General features: G+C 68.0%; 17 protein-coding genes. 8 read left to right on the forward strand and 9 right to left on the reverse strand.

Annotated elements, in window-relative coordinates; all coding sequences use genetic code 11:
- Window positions 1–47 precede the first annotated feature (47 nt).
- The 5 genes from H305_RS0132345 (at window position 48) to trxA (ending at window position 5,038) form a co-directional block, all read left to right on the forward strand.
- A complete protein-coding gene (locus tag H305_RS0132345) occupies window positions 48–1,769 on the forward strand; it encodes a protein kinase family protein (protein ID WP_028804098.1) in 1,722 nt (573 codons plus the stop codon).
- Window positions 1,770–1,797: 28 nt separating this feature from the next.
- Window positions 1,798–2,526, forward strand: coding sequence for an RNA polymerase sigma factor SigM (gene sigM, locus H305_RS0132350; protein WP_028804099.1), 729 nt, complete (start codon window positions 1,798–1,800; stop codon window positions 2,524–2,526).
- The gene (locus tag H305_RS0132355; protein ID WP_028804100.1) at window positions 2,523–3,515 is read left to right on the forward strand and encodes a hypothetical protein; all 993 of its coding nucleotides are present in this window, start codon (window positions 2,523–2,525) and stop codon (window positions 3,513–3,515) included. The genes sigM and H305_RS0132355 overlap by 4 nt, the downstream gene beginning before the upstream one ends.
- Window positions 3,516–3,697: 182 nt before the next feature.
- Entirely contained in the window at window positions 3,698–4,663 is a 966-nt protein-coding gene (gene trxB / locus H305_RS0132360) for a thioredoxin-disulfide reductase (RefSeq protein ID WP_028804101.1), read from the forward strand.
- A 42-nt stretch (window positions 4,664–4,705) separates the two neighbouring features.
- Complete coding sequence (gene trxA, locus H305_RS0132365) at window positions 4,706–5,038, forward strand: thioredoxin (RefSeq protein WP_028804102.1); 333 nt, start codon at window positions 4,706–4,708, stop codon at window positions 5,036–5,038.
- Between the two features lie 130 nt (window positions 5,039–5,168).
- On the opposite strand, the gene H305_RS0132370 is transcribed toward trxA, so the two are convergent.
- The 9 genes from H305_RS0132370 to rpmH all read right to left on the reverse strand — a co-directional run bounded on the left by H305_RS0132370 (window position 5,169) and on the right by rpmH (window position 12,172).
- Window positions 5,169–5,786 carry a GNAT family N-acetyltransferase gene (locus tag H305_RS0132370; protein ID WP_028804103.1) on the reverse strand — a complete coding sequence of 206 codons (618 nt, stop codon included), beginning with the start codon at window positions 5,784–5,786 and terminating at the stop codon, window positions 5,169–5,171.
- Window positions 5,787–6,131: 345 nt separating this feature from the next.
- Window positions 6,132–7,226, reverse strand: a complete 1,095-nt coding sequence (locus H305_RS0132375) for a ParB/RepB/Spo0J family partition protein (protein WP_028804104.1) — start codon at window positions 7,224–7,226, stop codon at window positions 6,132–6,134.
- Window positions 7,223–8,296 carry a ParA family protein gene (locus tag H305_RS0132380; protein WP_078629360.1) on the reverse strand — a complete coding sequence of 358 codons (1,074 nt, stop codon included), beginning with the start codon at window positions 8,294–8,296 and terminating at the stop codon, window positions 7,223–7,225. Before H305_RS0132380 ends, H305_RS0132375 begins: the two co-directional genes overlap by 4 nt.
- 333 nt (window positions 8,297–8,629) lie before the next feature.
- Complete coding sequence (gene rsmG, locus H305_RS0132385) at window positions 8,630–9,346, reverse strand: 16S rRNA (guanine(527)-N(7))-methyltransferase RsmG (RefSeq protein ID WP_028804106.1); 717 nt, start codon at window positions 9,344–9,346, stop codon at window positions 8,630–8,632.
- 118 nt (window positions 9,347–9,464) lie between these two features.
- Complete coding sequence (locus tag H305_RS0132390; RefSeq protein ID WP_028804107.1) at window positions 9,465–9,974, reverse strand: protein jag; 510 nt, start codon at window positions 9,972–9,974, stop codon at window positions 9,465–9,467.
- Between the two features lie 15 nt (window positions 9,975–9,989).
- The gene (gene yidC / locus H305_RS0132395) at window positions 9,990–11,276 is read right to left on the reverse strand and encodes a membrane protein insertase YidC (protein WP_028804108.1); all 1,287 of its coding nucleotides are present in this window, start codon (window positions 11,274–11,276) and stop codon (window positions 9,990–9,992) included.
- Between the two features lie 3 nt (window positions 11,277–11,279).
- Window positions 11,280–11,645 carry a membrane protein insertion efficiency factor YidD gene (gene yidD, locus H305_RS0132400; RefSeq protein ID WP_028804109.1) on the reverse strand — a complete coding sequence of 122 codons (366 nt, stop codon included), beginning with the start codon at window positions 11,643–11,645 and terminating at the stop codon, window positions 11,280–11,282.
- The gene (rnpA, locus tag H305_RS51320) at window positions 11,642–12,013 is read right to left on the reverse strand and encodes a ribonuclease P protein component (RefSeq protein WP_078629361.1); all 372 of its coding nucleotides are present in this window, start codon (window positions 12,011–12,013) and stop codon (window positions 11,642–11,644) included. The genes yidD and rnpA overlap by 4 nt, the downstream gene beginning before the upstream one ends.
- Window positions 12,014–12,034: 21 nt before the next feature.
- A complete protein-coding gene (gene rpmH, locus H305_RS0132410; RefSeq protein ID WP_006381191.1) occupies window positions 12,035–12,172 on the reverse strand; it encodes a 50S ribosomal protein L34 in 138 nt (45 codons plus the stop codon).
- 396 nt (window positions 12,173–12,568) lie between these two features.
- Between rpmH and dnaA the strand changes: the two genes are divergently transcribed.
- The 3 genes from dnaA to H305_RS0132425 form a co-directional block, all read left to right on the forward strand.
- The gene (gene dnaA, locus H305_RS0132415) at window positions 12,569–14,641 is read left to right on the forward strand and encodes a chromosomal replication initiator protein DnaA (RefSeq protein WP_063611371.1); all 2,073 of its coding nucleotides are present in this window, start codon (window positions 12,569–12,571) and stop codon (window positions 14,639–14,641) included.
- Window positions 14,642–15,773: 1,132 nt separating this feature from the next.
- Complete coding sequence (gene dnaN / locus H305_RS0132420; protein ID WP_028804112.1) at window positions 15,774–16,904, forward strand: DNA polymerase III subunit beta; 1,131 nt, start codon at window positions 15,774–15,776, stop codon at window positions 16,902–16,904.
- A gap of 191 nt (window positions 16,905–17,095) precedes the next feature.
- The coding region (locus H305_RS0132425) for an NADP-dependent phosphogluconate dehydrogenase (protein ID WP_028804113.1) at window positions 17,096–17,697 on the forward strand (602 nt) is incomplete at its 3' end.

Genomic DNA, 17,697 nt, shown 5'->3' on the forward strand with positions numbered 1-17,697 from the left:
GTTTCTGCGTCGGACAGTGCGCAACGGATGGGGAGGCGGGAACGACGGTGGCGGAACGGAGCACGGCTGCCGTCGACGTGGCAGACAACAGCGGTGACGAGCCGCTGACCGCCAAGGCGGACCAGTCCACGTCCGACGGGGTGGCCCAGGACCGGGAGCGGGAGACGGACAGCGAAGAGGCACAGGGGAGCGGCGGGATCGAGAATCCCGGAAAGGCCTCACCGCCCGAGTTGCACAGCGGTCACAAACTCGCCAGGCGCTACCGCCTCGAGGAGTGCGTCACCCGACTGGACGGTTTCAGCAGTTGGCGCGCGGTGGACGAAAAACTCCGCCGTGCCGTCGGCGTTCATCTACTGCCCGCCGATCATCCGCGGGCCCGTTCGGTACTGGCGGCGGCCCGGTCGTCCGCCCTCCTGGGCGATCCTCGGTTCGTCCAGGTCCTGGACGCCGTCGAGGAGAACGACCTCGTCTACGTCGTCCATGAGTGGCTCCCGGACGCCACCGAGCTGACGGCGCTCCTGGCCGCCGGTCCGCTGGAGGTGCACGACGCCTACCAGATGGTCAGCCAGGTCTCCCAGGCCATGGCCGCGGCCCACCGCGAGGGTCTCGCGCATCTGCGTCTGACTCCGGGCGCCGTGCTGCGCACGTCGACCGGCCAGTGGCGCATCCGCGGGCTCGCCGTGAACGCCGCACTGCGCGGCATCAGCTCCGACACCCCGCAGCGCACGGACACGGAGGCGATCGGCGCGCTCCTCTACGCCGCGCTCACCCAGCGCTGGCCGTACGAGAACGACGCGTACGGCCTGTCCGGGCTGCCCAAGGGCGTCGGCCTCATCGCCCCGGACCAAGTGCGCGCCGGGGTCCACCGAGGGCTTTCCGAGCTGGCCATGCGCGCGCTCGCCAATGACGGCGCGACGGCCTCCCGTCACGAATCGCCGTGCACCACGCCCGAGGAGCTGGTGAAGGCGATCAGCGAGATGCCCCGCATCCGCCCGCCGGAGCCCGTTTTCACCGCCCCGCCGGAGTACCAGCGCACGACCTACCAGCAGGGCACGTACGGCCGCCCCGCGTCCCGTCCCGGTGCCGCCCAGCCGCTGCCCACCCCGCCGCCCCCGTTGCAGAGCCGTACCGGCAAGGCGCTCAAGTGGGCCGTGTCGGCGTTGCTCATCGCCGCTCTGGGACTCGGCAGCTGGCAGCTCGCGGACGCGCTCATGGACCGCGGGGACAAGCCCGAGGACACCAAGCAGACGCACACGACGGACGGCAACGACAAGGGCGACGACAACACCAAGCCGACCAAGCCGATCGCCATCCAGGGCGCCACGGAGTACGTGGCCGAGGGCGACGCGCAACACCCGAACGACGTGGGCAAGACGTACGACAACAGCCCGACGACCGGGTGGCGGACCAACAGCTACAAAGAAGGTCCGAAAATACTGATCAAGCCCGGTGTCGGCATCGTCTACGACCTCGGCTCCGCCCAGAGCGTGTCGACCGCCGACCTCGCGCTCCGGTACGGCGGCCCTCACACGACGGTCGAGCTGTACGCGACCGACGCACCGGATTCGTCCACGCCGCTGAGCTCGATGACGAAGCTCGGCTCGGTGACGACGAACGGCACCTCCGCCAAGGTGACGGTCGGCAAGCAGAAGAAGAGCCGCTATGTACTCGTGTGGCTGACCGCGATGCCGTACTCGGGCAACGACGCAGCCAACTACAGCCAACCTGGCTACAAGCAAGCCATCACGGACGTGAAATTCACTGGCTGACGTCCGTCGCGGGAGGGGAGGGGGTCCGATGGCCGATGAAGTCGCATACGACGAAGCAAGCGATCAGGATCTCCTCGCCCGCCATGTAGCGGGCGACCCGGACGCCTTCGGCGAGCTTGTACGGCGTCATCGCGACCGGTTGTGGGCGGTGGCCCTGCGCACGCTGGGAGACCGCGAGGAAGCCGCTGACGCGGTCCAGGACGCCCTCGTCTCCGCCTACCGGGCAGCCCACACATTCCGCGGCCAGTCGGCCGTCACGACGTGGCTGCATCGCATCACGGTGAACGCCTGCCTGGACCGTGCCCGCAAGACCGCCTCCAGGAAGACCTCGCCGGTCGACGACACCGAACGTCTTGAGCAGCTCCTCGAACCGCACGAGTCCGCTTCCGCGCCGGCCGAGCGCAATGACCTCCACCGCGAACTCATCGGCGCCCTGGGCACGCTTCCGGCCGACCAGCGCGCCGCCCTGGTCTTGGTGGACATGCAGGGCTACCCCGTCGCCGAAGCCGCCCGCATCCTCGACGTCCCCACCGGCACGGTGAAGAGCCGCTGTGCTCGCGGCAGAGCGAGACTGCTCCCGCTGCTCACCCACCTCCGCACGGCCGGCGGCGGCGAGGAGTCCGAGAAGTCGGGCGGCCGAAGGAACCGGACGCAGGGGACATCCGTCCCACCGGCAGCGGGACCGCACGATGCGGGCCCGCAGGACGCAGGGCCGAGCGATTCAGCTGCTGTGAAGGGCGGAGGTGGGCGAGCGTGACATCCACGACAGAGACGGCCGGGCACCCGGACGTCGCGGAGATCTCCGACCTCACCGAGGGTCTGCTCTCGCCTTCCCGTACCGAGGATGTGCGACGGCATCTCGAAGAGTGCGCACTCTGCTCCGAGGTGTACGAGTCGCTGGAGGAGATCCGGGGACTGCTGGGCACGATGCCCGGCCCTGCCCGTATGCCCGACGACGTCGCAGGCCGTATCGATGCGGCTCTCGCGGCGGAAGCGTTGCTGAGCGCCACGGCGCCTGATCACGCGGCGCGCGCGCAGGACGAGCACGCCGATGTTTCACGTGAAACATCGACCGTCCCCTCCACCACCGACACTCCTCTCACACCGCTCGGCACCGGAGCAGCCTCATCCGTCGGCGACTCCGGCTCCCCCGCTCCCACCGACCGCCCTTCCGGACATCCGCGGGCGGCCTCAGGACCAGGCCGTGCCCGCCGAGCACGCCGCGGGCGGCGCAGGGTGGTCGTCCTGGGGACCGTCTTCACCGCCGCCGCTCTGGGGCTGGGCACGATCCTTGTGCAGTCCATGGGGGGCGACAGCTCCGGCAAGGAGCCTCAGACGCGCGCGCAGCAGGAAACGTCGTCGAAGGCCACTTTCTCCGAAGGCCAGCTGGAGCAGCGCGTCTCGGACCTGCTGTCCAAGAACAAGAGCACGGGAACCAAGTCCGGCAGCGCCAAGCCCTGGGGCGTCGAGTCACACGACACAGGCACTGAATCCGGTGGAGTCGACACCCTGATCACACCGAAGGTGCCGGTGCCCGACTGCGTGCAACAAGGGACTGGGAACGCCGGAGCAGTGCTCGGCGCCGAGAAGGGTACGTACAAGGGGACGAGCGTCTATCTCGTCGTCCAACCCGACACATCCGACGGCACGAAGGTCACGGCGTACATCGTCGACGACGCCTGTGAGAAGGAGGGCTCGGCGACGCCGGGCAAGCTGCTTCTCACGAAGTCGTACGACCGGTCCTGACGCTGTCTCTCTCGACCCCGCTCGTCCCCGGATACCGCATGGGATCTGTGTGCGGTACGACGTCTCCGTGTGCCCGGACACAGCGGGAATTGAAGCCCCTTAGGATCCGTTGGGTGGGGTGAGAGTACTGAGAGTGGCTCCCACCGGATACGCAGCAGTCTCCAGAGACGAGGAATCAAGCCGTGAGCGACGTCCGTAACGTGATCATCATCGGCTCCGGGCCGGCCGGCTACACGGCGGCGCTCTACACCGCGCGCGCGTCGCTGAAGCCGCTGGTCTTCGAGGGCGCCGTCACCGCAGGCGGTGCACTGATGAACACCACCGAGGTGGAGAACTTCCCCGGCTTCCAGGACGGCATCATGGGCCCGGAGCTCATGGACAACATGCGCGCCCAGGCTGAGCGTTTCGGCGCCGAGCTGGTTCCCGACGACGTCGTCGCCGTCGACCTGACGGGCGAGATCAAGACCGTCACGGACACCGCCGGTACCGTGCACCGCGCCAAGGCCGTCATCGTCACGACGGGCTCCCAGCACCGCAAGCTCGGCCTGCCCAACGAGGACGCGCTCTCCGGTCGTGGCGTCTCCTGGTGCGCGACCTGTGACGGCTTCTTCTTCAAGGACCAGGACATCGCTGTGATCGGTGGCGGCGACACCGCGATGGAAGAGGCGACCTTCCTCTCCCGCTTCGCCAAGTCCGTGACCATCGTCCACCGCAGGGACTCCCTTCGCGCCTCCAAGGCGATGCAGGAGCGTGCCTTCGCCGACCCGAAGATCAAGTTCGTCTGGGACAGCGAGGTGGCCGAGATCAAGGGCGACCCGAAGCTGGAAGGCCTCACCCTGCGCAACCTGAAGACCGGCGAGACCTCCGAGTTGCCGGTGACCGGTCTGTTCATCGCGATCGGCCACGACCCTCGCACCGAGCTCTTCAAGGGCCAGCTCGACCTGGACGACGAGGGCTACCTGAAGGTCGCCGCACCCTCCACCCGGACGAACCTGACCGGTGTCTTCGGCGCCGGCGACGTCGTCGACCACACTTACCGCCAGGCCATCACCGCCGCCGGCACGGGCTGCTCGGCCGCTCTCGACGCCGAGCGTTTCCTCGCCGCTCTCGCGGACAGCGAGACCGCTGCCGCGACTGCCACCGTCTGACCCTCACCCGCCCCACCGCACCAACAAGTTAAGGAGCCCGCCGTGGCCGGCACCCTGAAGAATGTGACCGACGCTTCTTTCGACGAGGACGTCCTCAAGAGCGACAAGCCCGTCCTGGTGGACTTCTGGGCCGCCTGGTGCGGCCCGTGCCGCCAGATCGCGCCGTCCCTCGAGGCCATCGCCTCCGAGTACGGCGACAAGATCGAGGTCGTCAAGCTCAACATCGACGAGAACCCGGCCACGGCCGCCAAGTACGGCGTCATGTCGATCCCGACCCTGAACGTCTACCAGGGTGGCGAGGTCGCCAAGACCATCGTTGGCGCGAAGCCGAAGGCCGCGATCGTGCGCGACCTCGAGGCGTTCATCGCCGAGTAGTCGGTGTTCGCCGCGGCGAGCGGCGCATGTTTCACGTGAAACACGAATGGGCCAGCCCGAAAGGGCTGGCCCATTTGCTTGACCGTCACAGAGGTCTCGTCACCTCTATCGAGCGGCGCCGGATCAGCCGTCACAGTGGACGGAGCGCCGGCTCCTTCTGCACTGCCCCCAGGAGCCGGTCCAGAGCCAGCTCCACGTCTTCCTTCCACGAGAGCGTCGAGCGCAGCTCCAGCCTCAGCCGCGGATACGTGGGGTGCGGCCGGACCGTCTTGAATCCCACGGAGAGCAGATGGTCGGCGGGGAGCACACACGCCGCCTCCTTCCACCGTGCGTCGCCAAAGGCCTCGATCGCTCTGAAGCCCCGGCGCAGCAGATCCTTGGCGACCGTCTGGACCATCACACGGCCGAGTCCCTGCCCTTGGTAGCCGGGCATGATGAACGCCGTTATCAGCTGCACCGCGTCCGGCGAGACCGGGCTCGTGGGGAAGGCCGTGGAGCGTGGGACATAAGCAGGGGGCGCGTACAGCACGAAGCCCACCGGCACGTCGTCCACGTAGACGACACGGCCACAGGAACCCCAGTCCAGCAGGACCGCGGAGATCCAGGCTTCCTTTTCCAGTGCCGGTGTACCCGCCTTTATCGCGGCTTCTCCGCTGACTGGGTCCAGTTCCCAGAAGACACACGCGCGGCAGCGCTTGGGAAGGTCCTGGAGGTTGTCCAGCGTGAGCGGTACCAGCCGACGCCCCATGAAGGGTGTTCCTCGCTTCCTTGACCCGCGGCATCGCGGGCGGCTGTCAAGGCGCTGTGCTCCCTGAGCAGGCTGCCGACGAAGCCGCCGACCGCCCCTAGCCCCAGGCCCGCGGTCACCAATCCGGTACGGCTCACGGTTTGCATGGCCCCCGCCTCCCCGATGAAGGTGCTGCCAGGTGGATGCGCCATACCTGATCGCATCGTATCCACGATGCGATTCCATCGATACCGCCAGAAAGCAAAGAGCGGACCGTGTTCCGGTACACACCGGACACAGTCCGCTCCGCTGGTCGGGCCGACGGCAGAACGTGTCGTCGAGCGGCCGCGCGGTTACTCGGCCGACTCAGGCCTCCGAGTCGTCGGAGTCGTCGTCCAGAAGGCTCTTCTGCAGGACAGGACCCTCGCCGGGCGCCAGGGAGCCGAGGATGCGCTCAAGATCGTCCATCGATGCGAACTCGACGGTGATCTTTCCCTTCTTCTGCCCCAGGTCGACCTTCACCCGCGTCTCGAAGCGATCCGAGAGGCGCGTCGCCAGGTCGCTCAGAGCCGGAGAGACGCGACCGCCGGCGCGGGGCCCCTTGGAGCGTGGCGCACTCTGCGGCCGGGAACCCATGAGCGTCACGATCTCTTCGACCGCCCGCACCGAGAGCCCCTCGGCCACGATGCGGTGGGCAAGCCTGTCCTGCTCCTCAGAGTCCTCGACGGAGAGCAGGGCCCGTGCGTGCCCCGCGGAGAGGACACCCGCTGCAACGCGGCGCTGGACCGCAGGGGAGAGCTTCAGCAGACGCAGGGTGTTGGAGACCTGCGGACGGGACCGTCCGATGCGGTCCGCCAGCTGGTCGTGCGTGCAGTTGAAGTCTTTGAGTAGCTGGTCGTAGGCGGCCGCTTCCTCCAGAGGGTTCAGCTGAGCGCGGTGGAGGTTCTCCAGCAGGGCGTCCAGGAGGAGCTTCTCGTCGTCCGTGGCCCGGACGATCGCCGGAATGGCCTCCAGTCCCGCCTCTCGGCAGGCCCTCCAGCGCCGCTCGCCCATGATGAGCTCGTAGCGGGCCGGCCCCAGCTGACGCACGACGACGGGCTGGAGGAGCCCGACCTCCTTGATGGAGGTGACCAGCTCGGCGAGGGCGTCCTCGTCGAAGACCTCACGCGGCTGACGCGGGTTAGGAGTGATGAAGTCGAGCGGCAGCTCGGCGAAGTGCGCGCCGACGGGCTCTGAAGGCACCTCGAAGGATGCGACCTCCGCCGGCTCCTCCGTTTCATGTGAAACGGGCGGCAGCGTGGCCACCTTCGCCGCAGCCACCCCGCGTTCCGCCGTGAGGACAGGCGCGGCCGCCGACGAGGTGGGTGTCCCACTCGTCGGAGGCGCCGGCCTCTCCCCTGTCGGAGCCGCAGGGATCAGTGCGCCGAGGCCGCGCCCCAGCCCCCGTCGTCGCTCACTCACTGGATCCCCTCCACCGTGTTCTGATCGTTCTGCGCACCCGCGTGTGCGTGTTGCGCGTCGTACGCCACTCCGACACCTCGGAGGGCGATTTCCCGTGCGGCCTCAAGATACGAGAGAGCACCGCTGGAACCCGGATCGTAAGTCAGGACGGTCTGCCCGTAGCTCGGGGCCTCGGAGATACGGACCGAGCGCGGAATGCTTGTCCGCAGCACCTCGTCACCGAAGTGGTTCCGCACCTCGTCCGCGACCTGCGACGCGAGACGCGTCCGGCCGTCGTACATGGTGAGCAGGATCGTCGAGACATGGAGAGCGGGGTTGAGATGTCCCCGCACCAGGTCCACGTTGCGCAGAAGCTGGCCCAGCCCCTCCAGCGCGTAGTACTCGCACTGGATGGGGATGAGTACCTCCGCACCGGCAACGAGAGCGTTGACCGTGAGGAGGCCCAGCGACGGCGGGCAGTCAATGAGGATGTAGTCCAACGGCTGCTCGTACGCCTGGATCGCTCGCTCCAGCCGGCTCTCCCGAGCCACCAGGGACACCAGCTCGATCTCCGCACCGGCGAGATCGATCGTGGCGGGAGCGCAGAAGAGACCCTCGACGTCCGGGACGGGCTGGACGACTTCCGAGAGCGGCTTGCTGTCGATCAGCACGTCGTAGATGGACGGGACTTCGGCGTGATGGTCGATGCCCAGCGCTGTAGAGGCATTGCCCTGAGGGTCGAGGTCGATCACCAGGACACGACCACCGTGCAGCGCCAGCGAAGCGGCCAGGTTGACCGTGGTCGTGGTCTTGCCCACCCCACCCTTCTGGTTGGCGACCACCATGACCCGGGTCTGCTCGGGCCGTGGCAGACCCTCGCCGGCGCGACCTAGCGCCTCCACCGCAAGTTGGGCAGCACGACCGATGGGAGTGTCGTCCATCGGGGGCGGTGTTTCACGTGAAACATCCTCCCCCATCGACTCGGTACGGGGACCGGGGACCGGATCGGTCATCGGTCCCGCGATGTTGGCGTCGGACCGCAAGGATTCACTCTCCTCGACTTCAGGCTCGCAATGAACAGAGCCTCCCATGCCTTCGGGGTCGTGAACCAGCGAGGCCCGTTGTTCTGTGGAGAAATCCACCTCTGTGGACAACTCCGCACCCTCTCCGAGTGAACCGAGAGGCTTTCGGTCGCGAGGTTCGGCCGCAGCACGGCCGCGGCTGATGATTCCGTGCAACAGTGAGCGACGTTTCACGTGAAACACGATGCATAGCCATTCAGGCCATCACCGCGCGACACTCCGAGATGCGTAGGTTTGGAGGCTTGTGTGGAGTACGGACAGCCACCCGATCTGACCGGGTGGAGTGACGAAAGACTCCCGGCTCCACACAGCAGAACCGGGAGATCGAGGCCTCTCAGGAGGTCAGCGTCGGCGCCGGGTTCGACCGGTTCGGGCGGCCTTGGCTCGCTTGGCGGCGAAGCGCACACCACCCGGACTCTCACCGACCTCCACACGCACGACGGTGGAGAGCGGGTCGACCACCCCGTCCCCGACGTGGAGAACGGACGTCTCCACGGCACCGAGCTTGCTCAGGGCCGTGGCAGCACTCTTCAGCTCCTCCTCCGCGGTGTCGCCCTTGAGGGCGAGCATCTCGCCGTAGGGGCGCAGCAGAGGGATGCCCCACGTGGCCAGGCGGTCCAGAGGCGCCACCGCACGAGCCGTCACCACATGGACCGGAGGCAGCTTGCCCATGACCTCCTCAGCACGTCCACGGACGACCGTCACATGATCGAGGCCGAGGAGCTCCACGACCTCGGTCAGGAAGTTGGTGCGCCGCAGCAGCGGCTCGAGCAGCGTGATCTTGAGGTCCTCACGGACGAGCGCCAGCGGAATGCCCGGAAGCCCGGCACCCGAGCCCACGTCGCACACCGTCACGCCCTCGGGGACGACCTCGGAGAGCACCGCGCAGTTCAGCAGGTGCCGCTCCCAGAGCCGGGGCACTTCACGCGGGCCGATCAGACCCCGCTTCACTCCCGCCTCGGCCAAGAGCTCCGCGTACCGCACCGCGTCCGCGAAGCGATCGCCGAAAACCTCGCGCGCCTGCTCGGGCGCAGGGGGAAGCTCCGCTGCCTCCGTCACGGGGGGACCGTCCTTCCGTACCGCATGAGCGCACTGGGCGCTGTCTCCAGGACTATCAGGCTGACAAAGTTCGGCCCCGTCTGCGCAACAGACGGGGCCGATGGAACGTACGTACCGATCAGGCGGGAAGCACGACGACGAAGCGCTGCGGCTCCTCGCCCTCGGACTCACTGCGCAGCCCCGCTGCCTTGACCGCGTCGTGCACCACCTTGCGTTCGAAGGGCGTCATCGGCTTCAGCTTCACGGGCTCGCCCGAGCTCTTGACCTCGGCCGCGGCCTTGGCGCCCAGCTCGGAGAGCTCCTCGCGCTTCTTTGCCCGGTAGCCCGCGATGTCCAGCATGAGGCGGCTGCGGTCCCCGGTCTCCCGGTGCACTGCCAGGCGAGTGAGCTCCTGGAGCGCCTCCAGCACCTCACCGTCATGGCCGACCAGCTTCTGCAGGTCACGGCTTCCCGCGTCGCTGATGATCGAGACAGCGGCGCGGTCGGCCTCGACGTCCATGTCGATATCACCGTCGAGATCGGCGATGTCGAGCAGACCCTCGAGGTAGTCCGCCGCGATCTCGCCTTCCTGCTCCAGGCGGGTCAGGGTGTCGCCCTCGGTGGCGGCGGAGGTGGTGCCTTCCGTCACGGGATGGACTCCTTCTTACTTCTTGGACGGGGACTTGGGCCGCTGAGGGCCCTTGCGCTGTCCGGACTGGGCCTTGCTGCGGGTACCGGCGCCGGGCTTGTTGCCCCCACCGGCCGGCTTGGCGGGGGAGGGCTTGGCGTCCTCCGGCTCGTCGGACTTGCTCAGCGAGGTCTTCGGCTCGGGCTCGTCGGCCGCCTTGGCGGTGCCCGACTGAGACTGACGCTGCGACTTCGACTGCCGCTTCGGCTGCTGGCGCTTGGGAGCGGCGCCGGTCACCGGAGTGCCGTCCTCGGTCTCGGTGACGACGGCGACATCGCTCTTCGCCACGGTGCCATCGGCCGCAGCGGCCAGGCCCACCTTGGTGAGGCTGTTGATGAACTTGCGCTCGAACTCGTTGCGGTCGCGGCCCTTGGCGACGATCGCCTTGACGATGGCGCGCTCGCCCCGGCTGCGGGTCTTGCCGTGGTGAGTGACGTGCTTGGTCAGACGCTCCAGGTAAGCAGCCTGAGCCTTGGAACCCGGGGTCGGGTTGTTGTGGATCACGTACATCTGCTGGCCCATGGTCCACACGTTGGTGGTCAGCCAGTAGACGAGGACACCGACCGGGAAGTTGATGCCGAAGACGGCGAACATGACCGGGAAGACGTACATCAGCATCTTCTGCTGCTGCATGAAGGGCGTCTTCACCGTGGTGTCGACGTTCTTCGTCATCAGCTGGCGCTGCGTGTAGAACTGCGACCCCGACATCAGGACGATCATGATCGCGGTGACGACGCGGACGTCGGTCAGCGTGGCGCCGAGCTGAGCGACCTTGTCGGCGCTGTCGGTGAACTTGGCCGCGAGCGGGGCGCCGAAGATGTGCGCCTTACGGGCGCTGGCGAGCAACTGGTCGTCGATGACGCCGATCGTCTTGCCCGTCGCGATGCCGTTGAGCACGTGGTACAGGGCGAAGAAGAACGGCGACTGCGCCAGGATGGGAAGGCACGAGGAGAGCGGGTTGGTACCCGACTCCTTGTACAGCTTCATCATCTCTTCGGACTGGCGCTGCTTGTCGGTCTTGTAGCGCTCCTGGATCTTCTTCATCTCGGGCTGCAGCGTCTGCATCGCCCGAGTGGCCTTGATCTGCTTCACAAAGAGCGGGATCAGGCAGATACGGATCAGGATCACCAGTGACACGATGGACAGGCCCCAGGCCCATCCCGTGTCGGGACCGAAGATCTCCCCGTACACGGAGTGGAACTGGACGATGACCCAAGAAACGGGTGTCGTGATGAAGCTGAAAAGACTGGCAATCGTGTCCACTAATCAGGCTCCTTGAGCATGGGACGGGGTCTCGGCGGCCGGGCTTGAGGGGTGGTCGGACCTACCAGGCCCCTCGGTGGCCGGTTCGGCGGCGGAGTTCCCGCCCTTGCGTGCACGCCAGGCGTTACGCAGCATTTCGTGCCACCGCGGACGCTTGCGCGGCGGAACATGGTCCACGCCACCCAGCGACCACGGATTGCACCGGAGGATGCGCCAGGCGGTGAGTGCCGTTCCCTTGATCGCACCGTGCCGGTCGATGGCCGTGTAGCCGTAGTGGGAGCACGACGGGTAGTACTTGCAGACCGGCCCGAGCAACGGGCTGATCGTCCACTGGTACAGCTTGATAAGAGCCAGCAGCGGGTACTTCATCGCGCGCCCCCTCCCAGCAGCCGTTGAAGGGCGGCGTCCAGGTCTCGGGCCAGCTGTTCATGGTCGGCGTCGCCCGCACCGGGCAGCGCTCGTACGACTACCAGGCTACCGGGGGGCAGCAGAGCGATTCGGTCACGCATCAGATGGCGAAGCCTGCGCTTCACCTTGTTGCGTACGACCGCTCCACCCACGGCCTTGCTCACGACGAAACCCGCACGCGTCGGGGAAGCGCTCTCCCCAGGCGCGTGCGGGTCCGTTGCACCGCTACGCAGATGGACGACGAGGAGCGGGCGTCCGGCCCGGCGTCCTCGGCGTACCGCGGTCGCGAAGTCCTCGCGCCGCCTCAGCCGATGCTCGGTAGGCAGCACGACGTCATGACCTGTAAGTGATCAGGCGGACAGGCTGGCGCGACCCTTGCCACGACGGTTCGCGAGAATCGCGCGGCCGGCACGGGTGCGCATCCGCAGGCGGAAGCCGTGGGTCTTGGCGCGACGACGGTTGTTCGGCTGGAAGGTGCGCTTGCTCACTCGGGGGCTCCAGAAAGAATCGGTGGTGGCGGGGTGCCGTCCTGGCTGTCACCGTGCGCCCACGAGGTAGCTCGTTACGCCCGAGTGCACCGCTTCCCGATCACTCTTCGCGATCTGTGCCCATCGGAGGCAGGCGGCAGCAGCCATCGACAACTCGACCTGGTTACGGTACGCGCGGCTACGCCATCCGGTCAAACCAACCCCTGCCGGGAGACACTATCCACAGGCTGGGGACAACAACTTGAACCGCACCGGTCGCCCTGACTACCGTGGCTGGACTCCGATTCGTTCCCTTCCCACCGCCGCAGCGGTTTTGTTCCCCCCGCCCCACCCGACTGACTTCCCAACCCGTTCCCAGAACCACACGTTCGTGGGACCCATGAGAGAGCGTGCCCTGTGGCTGACGTACCTGCCGATCTTGCCGCAGTGTGGCCACGAGTACTCGAACAACTCCTCGGGGAGGGCCGGGGTCAGGGTGTCGAGGCGAAGGACGAGCACTGGATCAAGCGCTGCCAGCCGTTGGCGCTGGTCGCCGACACCGCCCTGCTCGCGGTCCCGAACGAGTTCGCGAAGGGGGTACTGGAAGGACGTCTCGCGCCGATCGTCAGCGAGACCCTGAGCCGCGAGTGCGGCCGTCCGATCCGCATCGCGATCACCGTCGACGACTCCGTCGGCGAGCCCCCCGCCCCGGCCCCGTCCGCCCCGTCGCGCTACGAGGAGCCCGAGCCCCCCTCCGGACCCGGCCACGGCCGTGACGCGTACGACGGCCAGGGCGGCGACGACCGCGCCGGCTACGGATCCCAGGGCGACGAGCGTGGGGGGTACGGATCCCAGGGCGGGGACGAGAGGGCGGCCTACGGCTCCCAGTCCCGTGACGACCGCAGTCCCTACGACTCGCAGGGCCGCGATTACGACGCCCCGGCCCGCGACGACCGCGGTGCCTACGACGGCCAGCGGCGCGACGAGTACGAGGGTTACGGCCGCCACCGCGCCGACGACCGCAGGGGTGGCCGCGCCGACCAGCTTCCGGGCGGTCCCGGTGACCAGCTGCCGTCCGGACGTCAGGACCAGCTGCCGACGGCCCGGCCCGCCTACCCGGACTACCATCGGCCCGAGCCGGGCGCCTGGCCGCGGCACTCCCAGGACGACTACGGCTGGCAGCAGCAGCGGCTCGGCTTCCCGGAGCGGGATCCGTACGCCTCGCCCGGCCAGGACTACCGGCCGCAGTCGATGGAGCGCCAGCCCTACGAGCAGCAGCGCCAGGACTACGACCAGCCGCGGGGCGACTACGACCAGCGGACCGACCGCCGGGACCTCCAGGAGCCGTCCCCGGGCGGCGCCGGGCCCGGGCACCGCGGCGGCCCCTCGCTGCCTCCCTCCGGTGCGCCCGGCCCGCTGGCCGCGAAGCCCGCGCCGGCGTCGGGTCCGGGTGAGCCGACCGCGCGCCTGAACCCGAAGTACCTCTTCGACACGTTCGTCATCGGCGCCTCGAACCGCTTCGCGCACGCGGCCGCCGTCGCCGTCGCCGAGGCGCCGGCCAAGGCGTACAACCCCCTCTTCATCTATGGGGAGTCGGGACTCGGCAAGACGCACCTGCTGCATGCGATCGGGCACTACGCCCGCAGCCTCTACCCCGGCACTCGGGTGCGCTATGTGAGCTCGGAGGAGTTCACCAACGAGTTCATCAACTCCATCCGCGACGGCAAGGGCGACAGCTTCCGCAAGCGGTACCGCGAGATGGACATCCTGCTCGTCGACGACATCCAGTTCCTCGCGGACAAGGAGTCGACGCAGGAGGAGTTCTTCCACACCTTCAATACGCTCCACAACGCGAACAAGCAGATCGTGCTGTCCTCCGATCGACCGCCCAAGCAGCTGGTGACGCTGGAGGACCGGCTGCGGAACCGTTTCGAGTGGGGTCTGATCACCGACGTCCAACCGCCCGAACTGGAGACGCGCATCGCGATCCTCCGCAAGAAGGCGGTGCAGGAGCAGCTCAACGCCCCGCCCGAGGTGCTGGAGTTCATCGCCTCGCGGATCTCGCGCAACATCCGCGAGCTGGAGGGCGCGCTGATCCGGGTGACCGCGTTCGCGTCGCTCAACCGGCAGCCCGTGGACCTCGGTCTGACGGAGATCGTCCTCAAGGACCTGATCCCCGGCGGGGAGGACTCGGCGCCCGAGATCACGGCCACCGCGATCATGGCCGCCACGGCCGACTACTTCGGTCTCACGGTGGAGGACCTGTGCGGTTCCTCCCGCAGCCGTGTCCTCGTGACGGCCCGGCAGATCGCCATGTACCTGTGCCGCGAGCTCACGGACCTGTCACTGCCGAAGATCGGCGCGCAGTTCGGCGGCCGCGACCACACGACCGTGATGCACGCCGACCGCAAGATCCGTGCGCTCATGGCCGAGCGCCGCTCGATCTACAACCAGGTCACCGAGCTCACGAACCGCATCAAGAACGGCTGACCACGTGGCCGCCCGCACCTGACGACAGCGGCCGTACGCGGGTGAGGGCGCCCCGGGGCACGTCCCCGAGGGCGCCTTTCGCGTTCTCCCCGGGCCGTCTGCGCCGTCGGCGCCGTCCGCGTCGCCGGCGGGTCCGCGGCCGCCGCTCACCGCTCCGGCAGTCGTCGCGAGAGGGTCTCGGCCCCCGCCCCGAGGGGCGTCGGCCGGTTCCACAGAGTGGCTCCCCCGGCTGGTTCCGAGCGCTCCAAGCCGGCGTGAGCCCGCTGGAGAACGCTGCGAAAGGCCGCTCCGAGAGGCTCCGGCACCCCCTCGGAGGGTCGTCCGGCCCGTGTGCGTCGCAACCGGCACGACATCAGCTGTTCGATTAGGAGCCCGGTTACGGCCACCCTCCACAGATTCGGTGACTTTCTGGCGTCCACAACCTGGGGACTGGGAAGTTGTCCAGACTGTGTCCACAGGAGGAGCTGTTGAATGACCATCAGACCAGGTCAACCGCTTGTGGATTCGTGGACGACCGCTCTCCACAGACTGTGGACGAAGAAAAGATCCACAGGGTGTGCACGGAGTTGTCCACCGTCGACCCACAGGCTTCAGCCGGTTGTCCCCAGCGATCCCCAGCTTCTCCACACCCCTGTCCACTGTTCGGCAACGTGACGCGCCTTCTCACCGTGTCGAGTGAAAGGCGTCACATCAAGGTGCCGGGTTGGGCTGTGGGGAACGTGGGTAAAGCTGGGGACGACGCTGGGGAGAAGTGGCCCGAGGCTGTGCATCGAGTGTGCAGAACTTTTCGTCGTCCACAGAAGTGCCCGGTTGTCCACCGCCTCCGCCCACAGGGCCAGTGGACAAAAAATCCCGCCTGACCTGCGAAAACGGGGTTATCCACGGTATCCACAGGCCCTACTACTACTTCCAACTAGAGAGAGCCTGGGAATCGTTTCGAAGACGGGGCTGTGCACAACTTGCTCTCGGCGGCTCGACTGCCGCTCGGCACGACTTGACCCCGAGGGGCACCGACTGTCAGCGCGGTGCGTCAGACTGGTCCCCGGTGTCCTTCCCCTCACAAGGCAGAGCGACACCGGGACGACGAAGGCCAGCAGGGCGAGAGCGCCGGCAACAGACGGAGGCGGCAACGGTGAAGATCCGGGTGGAACGCGACGTACTCGCGGAGGCAGTGGCCTGGGCGGCACGCAGTCTCCCGGCCCGTCCGCCGGCGCCTGTGCTCGCCGGCCTCCTCCTGAAGGCCGAGGAGGGCGCCCTGAGCCTCTCCAGCTTCGACTACGAGGTCTCGGCGCGCGTCTCTGTGGACGCGGAGGTCGACGAGGAGGGCACGGTCCTCGTCTCCGGCCGTCTGCTCGCGGACATCTGCCGCGCTCTCCCCAACCGGCCGGTAGAGATCTCCACAGACGGTGTACGGGCGACCGTGGTCTGTGGCTCCTCGCGATTCACACTCCACACCCTGCCTGTGGAGGAGTACCCGGCGCTGCCGCAGATGCCGTCGGCGACGGGCACGGTCCCCGGTGAGGTCTTCGCCTCGGCCGCCGCGCAGGTCGCCATCGCCGCGGGCCGCGACGACACACTCCCGGTCCTGACCGGTGTGCGCATCGAGATCGAGGGCGACACCGTCACCCTCGCCTCCACCGACCGCTACCGCTTCGCGGTCCGAGAGTTCCTGTGGAAGCCGGAGAACCCGGACGCGTCCGCGGTCGCCCTGGTGCCCGCCAAGACCCTCCTGGACACCGCCAAGGCGCTCACCAGCGGCGACAGCGTCATCCTGGCGCTCTCCGGCTCGGGCGCGGGCGAGGGCCTGATCGGTTTCGAGGGCGCCGGACGCCGCACGACCACCCGTCTGCTCGAAGGCGACCTCCCGAAGTACCGCACCCTGTTCCCGACGGAGTTCAACTCGGTCGCGGTGATCGAGACCGGCCCCTTCGTCGAGGCCGTCAAGCGTGTGGCCCTGGTCGCCGAGCGGAACACCCCGGTGCGCCTCAGCTTCGAGCAGGGCGTGCTGATCCTGGAGGCCGGCTCCAGCGACGACGCACAGGCTGTGGAAAGGGTCGACGCCCAGCTGGACGGCGACGACATCTCGATCGCCTTCAACCCGACGTTCCTGCTCGACGGTCTGAGCGCCATCGACTCGCCGGTGGCCCAGCTGTCCTTCACGACGTCGACGAAGCCCGCGCTGCTGAGCGGCAAGCCGGCCGTCGACGCGGAGGCCGACGAGGCCTACAAGTACCTGATCATGCCGGTGCGGCTGTCGGGCTGAGCCTCCGCGTGCGCCGGGCCTCCGGGTCAGGCGCACGCGTCCACGATGAGGCGACCGTCTGAGCGGGTATGCCCACAGATGTGTGTGACTTCCCCCGCTGCCCGAAAGGCGTGGGTGGTGCAGCCAGGCTTAGGCTCTGACACGGGCACGGGAGTGCTCTCACGCCACGTCGCAACCCTAAGGAACCACTGATGGAGCTCGGTCTCGTCGGCCTCGGCAAGATGGGCGGCAACATGCGCGAGCGGATCCGCCGCGCAGGCCACACCGTCATCGGATACGACCGCAACCCGGACCTCGCCGATGTCCACAGCCTCGAAGAACTTGTGGGCAAGCTGAAGGGCCCGCGCGTGGTGTGGGTCATGGTCCCGGCCGGTGCCGCGACCCAGGCCACCATCGACGAGCTGGCCGCCCTGCTGGAGCCGGGCGACGTCGTCGTCGACGGCGGCAATTCCCGCTGGACGGACGACCAGAAGCACGCCGTCGAGCTGGGCATCAAGGGCATCGGCTTCGTCGACTGCGGCGTCTCCGGCGGTGTCTGGGGCCTGGAGAACGGCTACGCGCTGATGTACGGCGGCGACAAGGAGAACGTCGCCAAGGTGCAGCCGGTCTTCGACGCGCTCAAGCCCGAGGGCGACTTCGGGTCGGTGCACGCCGGCAAGGTCGGTGCGGGCCACTTCGCCAAGATGGTCCACAACGGTATCGAGTACGCCATGATGCAGGCCTACGCCGAGGGCTGGGAGCTGCTGGAGAAGGTCGACTCCGTCACGGACGTGCGCGAGGTCTTCCGCTCCTG

Source organism: Streptomyces sp. 142MFCol3.1 (assembly GCF_000424945.1).
GTDB classification, from domain to species: domain Bacteria; phylum Actinomycetota; class Actinomycetes; order Streptomycetales; family Streptomycetaceae; genus Streptomyces; species Streptomyces siamensis.

Excerpts from the sequence above, each read along its gene's own strand:
- H305_RS0132370 (WP_028804103.1), bottom strand. The coding sequence starts at position 5,786 with ATGGGGCGTCGGCTGGTACCGCTCACGCTGGACAACCTCCAGGACCTT.
- H305_RS0132380 (WP_078629360.1), bottom strand. The coding sequence starts at position 8,296 with ATGGGAGGCTCTGTTCATTGCGAGCCTGAAGTCGAGGAGAGTGAATCC.
- yidD (WP_028804109.1), bottom strand. The coding sequence starts at position 11,645 with ATGAAGTACCCGCTGCTGGCTCTTATCAAGCTGTACCAGTGGACGATC.
- sigM (WP_028804099.1), top strand. The coding sequence starts at position 1,798 with ATGGCCGATGAAGTCGCATACGACGAAGCAAGCGATCAGGATCTCCTC.